Here is a 14,273-nt window from a genome sequence, read left to right as displayed (position 1 = left end):
ACAATAACCCTGGCGCACCCAACCGCCCCACCCAACAGACGGGCAAGGGCCTTTTTTTTTTTCCGGGCGCGGCTAACGCCGCCAAGCCAGCACTGCCAAACCCTCGCCCTGACGCATCGATTGCTTCGCGGCTTACGCCGCTCCCACAAACAGATGGCATATGGCAGATAGCCAGCAAGCTGCTCAGCGCACCTCGAACTCACCCACCAGCACGGTATCGCTGGCGTCCTGCAAACGCATGGTCACCGCTTTGTCCTGCTGCTGCGGCGTGCCCCAATGCGTACTCAACCTGAGCATCAAGGTGGTCGCACCGGTGACCAGCTGCTGCCGGCTGCCAAAGTAATTGGCCTCCACCTTGTAGATCCCCGGCTTGGCATCGCGTAGCGAGAACTGCTCCGGACCGTAGCCCCCGGTGAAGTCCTGCGACATCTGCCCGCCCTGGCGGGTCAAACGATTGCCGTAGTACGCGCGTTCGCCGTCGGGATCAGTGACCCACAGGTCCATGTCGCTATTGTCCGCGTCCCAGGCCAACACCACGCGCAGATCCAGCGGCATCGCCTTGCGCAGGCGCGGGTCAACCTGCGTGGCATCCAGCGACTGGCCACCGCGCGCAAGCAGGTTGGTCAGCTCATCCAGCGCGATCAGTGCAACGCCATCAAAGCGACCATCCCATTGCCGCTGCACCACCTGGTAGAGCGGACCAATCGCCTGCTGAGGATGCCCTGCCGCTGCCAGCGCCAGCCCCAGATCGCGGAAGCTCTGCGGCTCATCCTGCGCCATCAGCAGCACCTGCTCGAACACCGGCACCGCAAGCGCGGGCGCATTGGCCTGCACCAAGCGATACCCCAACACGCGCAGCAGGTGCCGGTTATCGAGCTCCATCTCGGCCAGGTTGGACAGCACCCGCAGCGCCAGCTCGCGCTGTCCGGCGGCAAACAATATGTCGGCCACATCCAGGAAGAACGCGCTGCTGTTGGCGTTGGCTCCACGCTCATCCAGGTACCACGCATACAACTCAGCAACAGGGGCCTTGCGCAGGCGCTGCGCAACGGCTGAGTCCGGCTCCCATGCGGCAAGCTGGATCTGCACCGCGCCGGAGTTGACCGAGGCACCGTCTGCAGCTGCCGCCACCTCGGCCACGGCATCATTGCTGCTGCCGGTGACCACGACCCTGTCCAACGCCGAGGACTCGGCCGAAACCGCCGCTGCAACAGGTGCAGGTGCGGGCGGAGGTGGCGCCATCGCCATTGCCGCTATTGGCGCGCCACTCGAACGCTGCCTTGCCAACTCGGCGCCCTGCGCCACGTCTAGCGGCGCATCCTTGGGCCAAGGTTTTTCCCACCACGCCTGGCGCTGCCGCCATTGCTCGGCCACCTCATCAAGATGGGTCTTGCGCGCGGCCTCACGGTCGGCCACCTGGCGGGCAAAACGACGGTCGTATTCGGCCCGCAGCGCCGCCGGTGGCCGGATCGCGTAGCGCAGGTAGTCATCCAACGTATCCAGCACCAGCAAGGACCTGCCCTCACTGACCATGCCGAACTGCTGCGACAGCCGCTGCATCGCCTCGCGGTTGCCACGCGGGTCCACCGCCAGCTGCTGCAAGCGCGCCTGCGCCCACAGCCCTGCCATCAAACCGCCATCGGTACTGCCGGGCACGATGTTCAGCGTTTGCCACTGACCACCATTGATGCGCAAGCGCAGCTCGGCCGGCGCCGCATCGGTACGTGCGTACAGCCACAACCAGCCCTGCTCCAGACTGCGGCGATCAATCACTACATCGTGCATCCCTGCAGCTGGCGCAACTTCCACCGTGGCAGGTGTCGCCAGCAGCCGAGTTGCCGCCGCAGCCACGTCATCGGAGTCCAGCTGCACAAGACTGCCGCCGTTGGCTTCGCTCCAGCCGCGCAGGCGCGCCGTATCGCCCCCCGCCGCCGCACTATTGATCGCATACAGGCGCTGACCTGCCGCCAGGGCAGGCAATGCCGATGCGCCCCAATTGGACAGGCCATCACTGAGCAGCAGGTATTCGCCAAGCTCTGCCTTGGGCGTCCACGAAGCCAAGGCGCTGGCGCCATCGTTGGGGGTCTGCTCCAACACACGGCGCAACCCACTCCAGTCGCCCTTGCGGATACTGAAACGACGCTCCACTTCCGGCTTGTCGCGCAGCACCGTCAATACAACGTTGCCCTCACCCATCACCGCGAAATAGCGATCCAGCAATGCGAACTCACGCGCGCGGTTGCGCGTACCCGCCGAGCCTGATGCATCCCATAGCAGGCCGATCTTTGCAGGCAAACTGCGCGCAACCGGCGTAGCTACCGGCAGCTGTGCAAGCAGATACTGTTGCCCGTCGTAGCGCGCGGACTGCAGCGCCAGCTGCGGTTTGGCTGGCAGCTGCCATTGCAGCTGCGCCGGCAACTGCCGACCGCTGCCCTGCCAATCCAGCGCACCAGCCATCAACCGGAACGGTGCCTGGCCAAGCCTGTCCGCGCCGGTCGCACGCAGGCGCAGATTAACCTCACCCGCCGCCGCTGCGAACTGCAGGGGCAAGCGCCACTGCCAGCCCTCGCTGGACAATGGCATCGCTTCGCGGATGGTCAACTGCACTCGCCGACTACCACCGGCAGGCAAAGGGTACACACGAAGACGGAATTGATTGCCTGCAGTCTGCTCCAGCAGCGCCGGGTCCTGCCCCTGTCGGGTGATCGCCTCGAATACCTGCCGCCCACGCTCCTTCGGCACCGGCACCGCGTCACGCAGCTGCCCATCAATATCCAGGGCGAAGCCACTGATCTGCTGACCATCAGCCAAGGGGAACTGCAGCTCGCCTTCCATCACCCGCCGGTTGGGATTGTGGAACACCAGCTCGATCCGGGTCTGGGCGATCCCGGCTTGCACCTCGCCGTCGACGGTCACCCGCCGCAGTTCGATCGGCTGCTCCTCCTTGGAGACGGCAATCAGTACCGGCGGCTGGATCAGCCCCCTGCCCTGCTGCGCGGCGACCGGCGTCACTGCCACGCCCGCCATCAGCAAAACCATCCAACAACGCCGCCAGCTAGCCAGGCTCATCACAGCACTCCGTCCAAGGGTTGGGAGATCAAACGCACCATCAGCCAGAACGGGGTTGGCGGATCAATCATTCCCTTCCTGATCGGCGCCCCTTTTCATCGGACAGCCCAACTCAAGCCCGCCGGCCCAAGGGCATTGTGCCGTGTTTCGGCACCCCAAGAGGCGAGCCCTGGACGTATCCGGAGCGCCACCCTGCGGAAGCCCGCCCTCCTGAATTTGACCGACTGAAACAGCCAAAACGAACAACAAACCGACGCTGATCGGCCTCAGGCCGAGGCAGTCGCTTCCATGTTGTTGCTCAGCTTCGACTTCAGCGCCGGCAGGTAGCGCCGACTGCAGGCGACCTCCTTGCCGTCGGCCATATGCAACAGGGCCTCGCCACCGTCGAGCGGCTCGATCGACACCAGCTGTGCCAGATTGATCAGCCAGCTGCGGTGGACGCGGACGAAACATGTCGCATCCAGTTTCTGTTCCAGTGCAGCCATGGTGATCCGCAACGGGTAGTCGTGCCCGCGCAGGTGCAGGTTGACGTAGTTGCCGGCGGCCTGTGCCCATTCGATATCGGCCGTTGCGATCAGAAAGTCCCGGCCCAGCTTGCGGACCAGCAGACGCTCGGGATGATCGATGGGCTCCACCGGCGGCCCTTCATCAGGCTCGGCCAGCAGCTGTGCCTCGCCCTGCAGGCGCCGACGCAGGAAGCGGTAGCCATCGACGCAGAACAGGATGGCGGCGTAGGTGCGCACGTCCTTGAGGTATTCGTACAACAGCTCTTCCAACCAGGAGCCAACCTGATAGCGCTCCCCCACCACGGCATAGGCGAGCATCCTCAGCCCGAACATTGCCAGCACGTGCAGCAGGGAGATCGGCACGCTGGCCAGCAGGTACCAGGGCAAGCGTCGGCGCCAGTTGTCCAGATGCAGCGGCCATCGTCTGCTGAACCAAACGATGGCTGGCACCAACAACAGCAACCAGACCAGTCCGCTGGAGAACTCCCAGACCCAGGGCTCCCACCATTCCATGGAGGGTGCACCGGAACGGTTGGCATCCATCCAGGTGGTGATCGCATTGCCGCTGCAGTTGATCAACACCAGCAGCAACCAGAACAGAAGCTCCATGCTTTGCCGCCATGGAGTGGAGCGATTCAACAGGGTCGGCGATGCGGCTTGGCTCATCCGCGCATTCTAGACGGCGCGAAGGCCGCAGCCCTCGCTGCCCGTCCCCGGATGCCCACCACTCGTCCCCAAACGCCCGCAGATTGGCCCTTCCGGCACCGCGGGAGCGCGTCCCGGGTTGCAATGACGCCCTTCTCCATAAGCTGGACACGCAATGCACAGACGCCACGACCTGGATTGGCTGCGGGCGATCGCCTTCGGCTTGTTGGTGATTTACCACGTCGGCATGTACTACGTGAGCTGGGACTGGCATGTCAAAAGTCCGGCCGCGAGCATTGCGCCGGAGCCGTTCATGCTGCTGAGCTCGCCATGGCGGATGTCGCTGCTGTTCCTGATCTCGGGCGTCGCCACCGCCTTCATGTTCGAACGCCGCCCCGCTGGGCTGCTGCGCCGCCGCTCCTGGCAACTGCTGCTGCCGTTGCTGTTCGGGATGGCGGTGATCGTGCCGCCGCAGGCCTACTACCAGGTGGTCGAACAGTTACCCGGCGGATACAACGCTTCCTACTGGGCGTTCTACGGCAAGTATCTCAGCGGTTACCAGGGCTTCTGCGACAGCGATGGCTGCCTGCGCGTCCCGACCTGGAACCATCTCTGGTTTCTGCCCTATCTGTGGAGCTACACCGTTCTGGCCTGGCTGCTGTGGCGGCTGCTGCCTACGTCCGCATTGCAGCGCCTGCGCCAATGGACCGGCTTCCTGCTAGGCCACTGGGGGGCTTTGGTCGTCCCGGCAGCGATTCTGGCTGTCGCACGCCTGCTGCTGGTCAATCGCTTCGAGCAGACCCATGCGCTGATCGATGACTGGTACAACCATGCCCAGTACGCCAGCGTCTTCATGATCGGCTTCCTCGGCGCATTCAGCCCCCGCTTCTGGGAATCATTGCAGCGCTTGCGCTGGCTGTCGCTGATTGTGGCGGCTGGCTGCTATGCCGGACTGATCCATGTCTGGTACTTCTCCGGCTACAACGATGCACAACCGCCGCCCGTGGAGTTGCGCCTGTTGCTCCGACTTGCCTGGGCGCTGAACCAGTGGTGCGCGATCGCTGCCTTGTTGGGTTTCGCCTACCGCTGGCGCAATGCCGACAGCCCGCTGCTGCGCTATCTCACCCTGGCGGTGTTCCCGCTCTATATCCTGCACCAGACCGTGATCGTGGTACTGGCACATATGCTCAAACCGCTGGGGCTGACGCCCGCCATCGAGGCTGGCCTGTTGATCGCGGCAACCCTGACCTTGTGCCTTGGCGCCTATGCACTGATCCGGCGCTGCCCGCCGCTGCGACCCTTGTTTGGGCTGCAGCGCGAACCGGCAATTACCCCTCGCACAGCGTCGGCGAACGCCGTGACCGATTGATGCCAACCATCGCGCAGCACAGCTCTTTGCAAACCTGCCCTGCGCCCGTCGTAGCCTGCTCAGCCCGGCTCGGCCTGGGATGCAGCCACCAGTGGCCGCGCGGGCGCCGGCTTGCTCGGGAACGCGTGACGCAGGATGCGCCACATTACCTGCCCGAACTGGCGCGGCAGTGAGCCTGTGTTGTAGTGCTGGCCGTAACGCGCGCAGATGGCCTTTACCTCCACCGCCATTGCCGCGTAGCGGTTGGCGGGGATATCGGGGTAGAAGTGGTGTTCGATCTGATGGCTGAGATTGCCGGTCATCACATCCATCCACTTGCCGCCGGTCAGGTTGGACGAGCCACGCAGCTGGCGCAGATACCAATGACCGCGGCCTTCATTGCGGACGCACTCCTTGGGGAAGGTCTCGGCATCTGCGGTGAAGTGACCGCAGAAGATCACCACATAGGTCCATACGTTGCGGAGAATGTTGGCCGCCACATTGCCCAGCAGCACTGGCAGGAAGAACGGTCCCGCCAATGCCGGGAACAGCACGTAGTCCTTCAGCACCTGCAGCAGCGCCTTGCGGCCGACCGGACGCGCCTGGTTCCAAAGCTGCTTGAGGGTCATCTTGCCGACCAACACACGGCCGATGCGCAGGTCCTGTATGGCGATGCCCCACTCGAACAGCAGCGCGAACACCACCGCCACGAACGGCTGGGCCAGGAAGAACGGGTGCCAGCGCTGCTCGGGGAAGATCCGCAGCAGGCCGTAGCCGATGTCATCGTCCAGCCCGCGCACGTTGGTATAGGTGTGGTGGCGGAAATTATGGGTCTTGCGCCAGTTTTCCGAAGTACCGGCGATATCCCATTCGTAGGTCTTGCCCTGCAGCTGCGGATCGCCCATCCAGTCGTACTGGCCGTGGATGACGTTGTGCGCCAGCTCCATGTTCTCCAGTATCTTGGACAAGCCCAACAGCAGCACGCCGGCGATCCACGCCGGCACCAGCAGGCTGTGCACGAAGGCCCCGAGGAACAGCAGCGCCCGCCCTGCCACGCCGGTCCAGCGCACCGCTGCCACGATCCGACGGATGTAGCGCGCGTCACTAGCGCCCAACAAGGCCTGGTGGCGTGCCTTGACGGCGTCGAGTTCGTCACCGAAGCGCTGCAGTTCAGCAGCTGACAGCACGCGATTGTGCACGGAAGACATGAGTTACAGCTCCAAGGTCAAATCGGTGCTGGCGCTGCTGACGCACAGCTTGAGCGGCACGGACGGCTCGCTGATGTATTCACCGGTCAAGGTGTGGCGGGTAATGCCCGAGGTTTTCCCGCACACACAGGTGTTGCAGATGCCCATCCGGCAACCGCTGGCAGGCTGAATTCCGGCTGCCTCCAGCGCCGGCAACAAGGCGACCCCGCGCGGCACACTGAGCGTGCGGCCAGTCCTGAGCAGCTGTATCTGCACATTGCCCTGCTCAACTTCTGCCAGCTGCGGGGCGCTGAACGCCTCCGAATCGAAGTGCGCAACCCGTGCCTGCAGGCGGGTGCGCGCAGCATCCACAAAGCCGCCAGGCCCACACGCCAGCACATGCGCCGGAGCCAGATCCCCAAGACTGCCGAGCGCGTAGCTTCCCACGCGCGCCGCACCCTCGCCGGTTACTGCCAGATGCAGGCGGAACGCGGGATGGCGGCCGGCGATGGCCTTGAATTCGTCGACGAAGCACAACTGCTCGCGTTGACGCGCCCAGTAAACCAGATCGACCGGGCCCGGCATCCCCTGCACATCCAACTGGCGCAGCAAGGCGCGCAGCGGAGTGATGCCACTGCCGGCAGCCAGCATCACCAGCTTCGGCGGCAGCACCGCGGGGAGCAGCATTTCACCGAACGCCTGCCCCAGCGCGAACACCTCGCCCACGGCCGCGTGTTCACACAGGTACTGGCTGAGCTTGCCACCGGCAATACGTTTGACCGTGACCGCCAAACGCCCATTCTCAAGCGCGGCAGGGCTGTAGCTGCGGGTGGTCAGACGCCCATCCAGTTCCACCCCCAGATTGATGTGCTGGCCGGCCTGCATGCCACGGAAGTGACGATTGGGCTGCAATTCGAGGGTGACGGCATCGGCGCTGGCCTGATGGCGCGCCAGCAGCCGGGCCAAGGGGCGCCGCAGCGTCCACAGTGGATGCACCCGGCTAGACCAGAAATCAAAGAAACCTTCGCTCAGCCAGGGGATCGGCGGCGGCGCGGCATTGCGGTAGACAGCACTCATGCTGCGCACTATACGGCCGAGCATACATCTGTGTATACACTTGTATATTCGCAGTACAGGCTATGATTCACGCACCTGACCGGCCCGAGCCCCATGACAGCACGCGAACAGCCCCTGCCCGCACACGACGACCTGCACCCGGCGCGCAAGGCTTCCATCTCGCGTGACGACCTGCTGGCCGCCGCACTGGCCCTGATCGGCCCGCACCGCAGCGTATCCACGCTGAGCCTGCGCGAGGTCGCGCGTGAAGCCGGAATCGCGCCGAACTCGTTCTATCGCCAGTTCCGCGACATGGACGAACTGACGGTAGCGTTGATCGATCTGGCCGGGCGCTCGTTGCGCACCATCATCGGCCAGGCCCGGTTGCGTGCTGCCGACAGCAACCGCGGCGTGATCCGGTTGTCGGTGGAAACGTTCATGGAACAACTGCGTGCCGACGACCGCCTGATGCATGTACTGCTGCGCGAAGGCACTGCCGGCTCGGACGCGTTCAAGCAGGCGGTGGACCGCGAACTGGGTTACTTCGAGGAAGAGCTGAAGGCCGATCTTGTGCGCCTGGCCGCGCTCGATGGCGCGAGCCTGTACGAGCCCGCCCTCGCCGCCAAGGCAATCACCCGGCTGGTATTCGCCATGGGCGGCAGCGCGATCGACCTGCCCGAGGAACGGGATCCCGAGCTGATCGAACAGATGTCGCAGATGATCCGCATGATCATCACCGGCGCCCGCGCGCTGGCGCGGCATCCGGTAAAGGCCTGAAGCAAGCCAAACGATATTGCGCGGTAGCGGGAGCGGCGTGCGCCGCGAGGCCGATGATCGCCCAGATCACAGCGTTCCCTGCACTTCATTGGTGCCGGCTTCGCGGCTTACGCCGTTCCTACAGACTGTCTATCGGTAAAGCCCCTGCCGAGCATGGCTCGGCACTACCTTTGCAGACATTGGCGGTAGCGGCTGTCTACCCGGTTGGCGAACCACTCGGTAGTCAGTTCGCGGGTGATCTTGGGGCTGTCCAGGCGGATGCCGGGAATCAATGCACGCGGCAAGGCCTTCCCTGTGCGCGCATCCGCCATGGCGAACACCTGCGAATGCAGCGCGCTGTCACTGAACTCCAGGCGATCAGACTGCGCAAGCGCACGCCGTATCTCACGGTCGTCCATGCCTAGTCGCGGCGCCAGCCTGCGCACCGCCAGTTCGGTCTGGCCTGGCTTGTCGATTGGCGCATCCGGCACCAGCAGATCACCATCCAGCGCCAGCGAAACACCTGTCAGCAGGCTCACCGCACTCTGGAATGCAGCATTGCGGCTGGCGTAGCGGCCCGCGTTGTAGTCGGCGAAGCGATGCACCTTCTGTGTATAGGGCGTCTGGTAATCGAGCAGATGGCCGACACCGAAGTACACGCCGCCACGCCGGGTGAACACCTCATCACGGATACTGCGCGCCACCGGGTACGGGTAGTCCTGCGCATTTGCCTGCGCAAAAGGAATGCTGACCTGCATCGCGCCGCCAGTCTGCACAGGATTTTTTCCGGCAAACAAACGTTGCCCCATCGGCACGCGGCCAATGATTTCCTCGTACAACTCACTCAGGTCCCGTTCGCTGCGTACCCGCGCCAACTGCTCGCCGTAACTGCGACCATCACTCCCCTTCACCTTCAAGCCTGCATCCACCAGCAGCTTCGGTATATGCACGGCGGCGGCGCGGCGATCTATTTCGCCGCGGGCAATCCGCGGCAGATTGGGCACCTCGGGATTGGCGCGATAACCGGACTCCTGCTCGATCACCGCCAGCACCGCGCAGATATTCTCGCGCGAAGGCTCAATGCGTTGCGCGGTCAACGCCATACGGATATCCGTCGCCCAGCCTGTACGATCAGCGACCGTCGCTGGAATACGGCGCGCGATTTCATCCTGCAACGTTGCCATCGTCGGACCCGGCGCGGGCGCTGGGACCGTGCTGCAGGCGGCCAGCGTCGCCACCAACAACAGACTCGCCAGCAGCCGCGGCGCGTCCCCGGCATCGCCAGGAAAAACGCGGGCAGCGCTGCCCCAACCATCGCAAGTCACCAGCCTGCCCATATACTTCGCACCCTCGTCTGTCCAAATCATCGAACGTGGCTTGACCCTTGAGCGCCACCGCTGAACAGTACTTCCCGCTTGTGGTTCCCGCCACCTCCCTGCTGCTGGGGCTGGCGCTGTTGGCTGGCTGGCGTTCATTGCGCGACCACCGCTACCTGTTGTGGCTGGCCGGTGGCTACATCTGCACCGCTTTTCCGCTGGCCGCGCAAATCCTGATGGACAACGCCCGGATGGCGACCTGGTCAGCACTGACCGGCGCGATGTACTGCGCGGGCAGCTGGGCCACGGCACAGGGTTTCGCACTCAGATCCGGCGGCAGGGTGTCGGGGCCGGCCGCACTGGCCATCAGCCTGATTACGCTGTTGGCACTGTTCTGCTTCTCCAGGCTCGATGATGTGCTGGGCGTGCGCATCGTCTTCCTCAACCTTGGCATGGGGCTGCTGCTCGCGTTGGCGTTGCCAGTGCTGTTTGACCGCGAGCAACCGGACACGCTCTTCGAACGCCTGCTGCGCAGGACGTATCTGCTGCTGGTGGCATACGCGATCCTGCGCCCGCTGCTGGCCTGGTTGCTGGCCGGCTGGTTCACCAGCAGTGGTCTGCCGCGCTCCGGTCTTTGGCTGTGGATGCTGGCCTTCAACCTGTTGCTCAATCTGTGGCTGCTGTTTCTGCTGCTGGGCGGGCTGGCCCAGCAGCTGATGGGAGAACTGCGCCATGAGCGCAACCACGATCCGCTCACCCAGTTGCTGAACCGCCGCGCCTTCTTCGAGATCGCCAACCACCGGCTGCAGCACGATCCCGCCCGGCCCTGGGCCCTGCTCGCCTGCGATGTGGACCACTTCAAGCAGGTCAATGACACCTGGGGCCATGCGGCCGGCGACAACGTCCTGCGCCAGGTAGGCGTGCTGTTGCAGCAGATGACACGCCCGGATGATCTGGTTGCCCGCTTCGGCGGTGAGGAATTCGTGCTGCTGGTGCACTGCCATGACCTGCCCACCGCTGCGCGCATCGCCGAACGCATCCGCGTCGGCCTCAGCCAGATGCACTGCTCACCGGCAAAGCAATCCATCACTGCCAGTTTCGGCGTCACCATGGTGGCAACAGCGCAGGATCTGGAAAGCGCGCTGGAACGCGCCGACCTCGCTGTCTATCAAGCCAAGCACGAAGGACGCAACCGCTTGATCCTCAGCCCATCGCAGGACGGCACCGACTGCATGCTCCCGGACCAGCAAGCCACACCTTGATTCGTAGCCCATGCCGCGGATCACTCCGCAGCGGGCATGCCTGCACACGGCATGCCCGCTGCGCAACGCGAGATCGGCATAGGGCCGCACCACCGGATACACCCGCTTTACGCTAGGCTTGCGTTTCTTCCTGACTGTGCATTCCCGTGAAAACAGTTCACGCCACCCGCTACATCACGCCGCTGCGCGAAGGCGGTTCACTGCCGGCGGTGATCGAAGCCGACGACGATGGCATGTACGTCATCAAGTTCCGCGGTGCCGGGCAAGGGCCCAAGGCCCTGATCGCCGAACTGGTGGTTGGGCGGCTTGCACAGGCGCTGGGCCTGCCGATGCCGGACATCGTCCTGGTCGAACTGGACCGCGAGTTCGCGCGTACCGAGCCCGACCCGGAGATCCAGGACCTGATCCGCGCCAGCGAGGGTACCAACCTGGGCAGCGACTACCTGCCCGGCGCGATCAACTACGATCCTGCGGCGATGCAACCGGATGCCGAACTGGCCTCGCGCATCGTCTGGTTTGATGCGTACACCAGCAACGTGGACCGCACCGCACGCAACCCCAACCTGATGGTCTGGCACCGCAAGCTCTACCTGATCGATCACGGCGCGGCGCTGTACTTCCACCACGACTGGGAGAACGCCGGCGAGGCCTGCGGCAAGCCTTTCGTGTTGATCAAGGACCACGTGTTGCTGCCGTTCGCCAGCCGCATCGCCGACGCCGACGCGGCGCTGGCTCCCTTGCTGACCGATGCGGTCATCGACAGCATCGTCGCGCAGATTCCAGACAGCTGGCTGCAGACCGAGCCCGCTTTTGCCGATGCGACCGCCTACCGTTCTGCCTACGCCAGCTATTTGAAGCGCCGCCTGCAATTGCGCGAAGCCTTCGTACAGGAGGCCATCCGTGCCCACGCTGCATACCTATGATTACGCCATCATCCGCATCGTACCGCGGGTGGAGCGCGAGGAATTCATCAACGTTGGCGTGATCGTCTCCTGCCCCAGCGCAGGCCATCTGCAGGCGGCCATCGAGATTGATATAGCGCGTTTGCAGGCATTTGCGCCGCAACTGGATCTCGCTGCCGTGCAGCCGTGGCTGGATGCCATCGTCGCGATCTGCCGTGGCGAGCCGGGTGCCGGACCGATCGCACAATTGCCGCCGCGCGCCCGCTTCCATTTCCTGACTGCCAAGCGCAGCTCGGTGGTGCAGACCTCGGTTACCCATGTCGGCCGCAGCGCCAACCCTGCCGGCATCGTCGAGCACCTGCTCGAACGCATGGTGCGTACGCCACGCTGAACCACCGGCCGGAATGCGAGGCCAATCTAACCTGTAGAGCCGAACCATGCTCGGCTGACGCGCCCCCTGTAGTGCCGAGCCATGCTCGGCATGGGCACATCACCGGTGAAGCCGCTGCCGAGCATGGCTCGGCACTACGGAGCTCTCCCCCACCGACAGGCTCGCGCATCAGTCGATATCGACCAGCTCCCTGGCCACGTCGCGCAAACTGAACTTCTGCACCTTGCCGGTAGCCGTGCGCGGCAGCGGACCAAAAACAAAACGCCGCGGCAGCTTGAAGCTGGCCAGGTGCTGGCGGCAATGCGCCAATGCCTCGGCCGCCTCCAGGCTCGACGTTTCCTTCAGCTCGACGAAGGCGCAGGGCGTTTCGCCCCACTTCGGATCCGGCCGTGCGACCACCGCCGCTGCCAACACTGCGGGATGCCTGCACAGCACATCTTCCACTTCAAGCGAGGAGATGTTCTCGCCGCCGGAAATAATCACATCCTTGGACCGATCACGGATCTTCACCGCGCCATTCGGATAGACCACGGCAAGATCACCGGTATGGAACCAGCCGCCGGCAAAGGCTTCGCTGGTTGCGCGCGGGTTCTTCAGATAGCCCTGCATGGTGATGTTGCCGCGGAACATGATTTCGCCAACGCTGACGCCATCCCACGGCACGGGCTGCAGGGTTTCCGGATCCAGCACCTGCATGTCTTCCTGCAGCAAACAGGCCACACCCTGGCGGCTGTTGAGCTCGGCCCGTTCGGCAATGGGGAGTTGCGTCCATTCGGCCTGCGGCTGGCAGATGGATGCCGGGCCATAGACCTCGGTCAGACCATAGACATGGGTAATCTCGACCCCCATGCGCTCCATTGCTTCCAGCACGGCGGCCGGTGGCGCCGCACCGGCGACCTGGCCCTTGATCCCAGCCAGGCCCTGCTTGCTCTCTTCGGGCGCAGCTGCCAGCGCGGCATGGATTACCGGAGCGCCGCAATAGTGACTGACAGCGTGTTCGCGCATCAGCTCCAGCACGCGCTTGCGATCAAACCGTCGCAGGCAGACCTGGGTGCCGGCCACCGCCGCCATGGTCCACGGGAAACACCAGCCGTTGCAGTGGAACATCGGCAGCGTCCAAAGGTACACCGGGTGTTGCGGCATGCCCCAATCGATGATGTTCGCCACCGCATTCAAGTAGGCACCGCGATGGTGGTAGACCACACCCTTGGGATCACCGGTGGTGCCGGAGGTGTAGTTGAGGGTGATGGCATCCCACTCATCGGCTGGCAACTCGAACTCAAAGTCCGGATCGCCGGTAGCCAACAGCGCCTCGTACTCGATCTCGCCGAGGAAGTCGCCGCTTTCGATCTCTGCATCGTCGACATCGATGACCTGCGGCGGCTGCTTGCAAAGTGCCAAGGCCCTTTCCATCAGCGGTGCGAACTCACGGTCGCTGAATACAATTTTGGCCTCGCCATGGTCCAGCATGAAAGCTAGGGTCTGCGCATCCAACCGGGTATTGAGGGTATTCAGCACCGCACCCAGCATCGCCGGCCCATAGTGCAGTTCGATCATTGCCGGAGTATTGGGTAGCAACGCCGCAACGGTATCGCCTTTGCCAATGCCCTGGCGCTGCAGGGCCGAAGCCAGCCGACGGCAGCGCTGGTAGACCTGCGCCCAATCCAGACGACGTTCGCCGTGGATCACCGCCAGACGCTGCGGATGCACGGTCGCGGCCTTGCGCAGGAAGCTCAGCGGCGTCAGCGCGGTGTAGTTGGCCTGGTTACGGCCAAGATCCTGGTACATCTGGAGCCTCTCCCTCTGCAAGGATTTTGCGGGTAGAGAGTCGGCCA

Annotated in this window: 11 protein-coding genes; 5 read left to right on the top strand and 6 right to left on the bottom strand. The window is 64.2% G+C overall.

Annotated elements, in window-relative coordinates:
- Positions 1-183: 183 nt before the first annotated feature.
- The gene (locus ACVOLQ_RS08120; protein ID WP_481527655.1) at positions 184-3,069 is read right to left on the bottom strand and encodes a VIT domain-containing protein; all 2,886 of its coding nucleotides are present in this window, start codon (positions 3,067-3,069) and stop codon (positions 184-186) included.
- 266 nt (positions 3,070-3,335) lie between these two features.
- Positions 3,336-4,241 (bottom strand): LytTR family DNA-binding domain-containing protein, encoded by a 906-nt coding sequence (locus ACVOLQ_RS08115; protein ID WP_313494487.1) that lies wholly within the window; start codon positions 4,239-4,241, stop codon positions 3,336-3,338.
- Positions 4,242-4,395: 154 nt separating this feature from the next.
- Here ACVOLQ_RS08115 and ACVOLQ_RS08110 point away from each other — a divergent pair, with 154 nt between their 5' ends.
- Positions 4,396-5,589 carry an acyltransferase family protein gene (locus ACVOLQ_RS08110; protein WP_481527654.1) on the top strand — a complete coding sequence of 398 codons (1,194 nt, stop codon included), beginning with the start codon at positions 4,396-4,398 and terminating at the stop codon, positions 5,587-5,589.
- A 59-nt stretch (positions 5,590-5,648) separates the two neighbouring features.
- Here the strand turns inward: ACVOLQ_RS08110 and ACVOLQ_RS08105 are convergent, their stop codons facing one another.
- Positions 5,649-6,776, bottom strand: coding sequence for a fatty acid desaturase family protein (locus ACVOLQ_RS08105; protein ID WP_481527653.1), 1,128 nt, complete (start codon positions 6,774-6,776; stop codon positions 5,649-5,651).
- 3 nt (positions 6,777-6,779) lie between these two features.
- Positions 6,780-7,832: a ferredoxin reductase gene (locus ACVOLQ_RS08100; RefSeq protein WP_481527652.1), complete on the bottom strand. Its 1,053-nt coding sequence runs from the start codon at positions 7,830-7,832 to the stop codon at positions 6,780-6,782.
- A 93-nt stretch (positions 7,833-7,925) separates the two neighbouring features.
- On the opposite strand from ACVOLQ_RS08100, the gene fabR reads away from it, so the two are divergent.
- Positions 7,926-8,588: an HTH-type transcriptional repressor FabR gene (gene fabR / locus ACVOLQ_RS08095; protein ID WP_313170006.1), complete on the top strand. Its 663-nt coding sequence runs from the start codon at positions 7,926-7,928 to the stop codon at positions 8,586-8,588.
- A gap of 164 nt (positions 8,589-8,752) precedes the next feature.
- Here the strand turns inward: fabR and ACVOLQ_RS08090 are convergent, their stop codons facing one another.
- Positions 8,753-9,826 (bottom strand): DUF1615 domain-containing protein, encoded by a 1,074-nt coding sequence (locus tag ACVOLQ_RS08090; protein WP_481527656.1) that lies wholly within the window; start codon positions 9,824-9,826, stop codon positions 8,753-8,755.
- A 125-nt stretch (positions 9,827-9,951) separates the two neighbouring features.
- Here ACVOLQ_RS08090 and ACVOLQ_RS08085 point away from each other — a divergent pair, with 125 nt between their 5' ends.
- The 3 genes from ACVOLQ_RS08085 to ACVOLQ_RS08075 all read left to right on the top strand — a co-directional run bounded on the left by ACVOLQ_RS08085 (position 9,952) and on the right by ACVOLQ_RS08075 (position 12,438).
- Positions 9,952-11,145: a GGDEF domain-containing protein gene (locus ACVOLQ_RS08085; protein WP_481527651.1), complete on the top strand. Its 1,194-nt coding sequence runs from the start codon at positions 9,952-9,954 to the stop codon at positions 11,143-11,145.
- A 146-nt stretch (positions 11,146-11,291) separates the two neighbouring features.
- Positions 11,292-12,068: a HipA family kinase gene (locus tag ACVOLQ_RS08080; protein WP_481527650.1), complete on the top strand. Its 777-nt coding sequence runs from the start codon at positions 11,292-11,294 to the stop codon at positions 12,066-12,068.
- Positions 12,046-12,438, top strand: a complete 393-nt coding sequence (locus ACVOLQ_RS08075) for a DUF3037 domain-containing protein (protein ID WP_481527649.1) — start codon at positions 12,046-12,048, stop codon at positions 12,436-12,438. Before ACVOLQ_RS08080 ends, ACVOLQ_RS08075 begins: the two co-directional genes overlap by 23 nt.
- A gap of 168 nt (positions 12,439-12,606) precedes the next feature.
- On the opposite strand, the gene ACVOLQ_RS08070 is transcribed toward ACVOLQ_RS08075, so the two are convergent.
- Positions 12,607-14,226 (bottom strand): acyl-CoA synthetase, encoded by a 1,620-nt coding sequence (locus tag ACVOLQ_RS08070; protein WP_313169998.1) that lies wholly within the window; start codon positions 14,224-14,226, stop codon positions 12,607-12,609.
- Positions 14,227-14,273 lie beyond the last annotated feature (47 nt).

This window comes from Stenotrophomonas sp. STEN031 (genome assembly GCF_056759975.1).
This window is presented reverse-complemented; position numbering and strand designations above follow the sequence as displayed.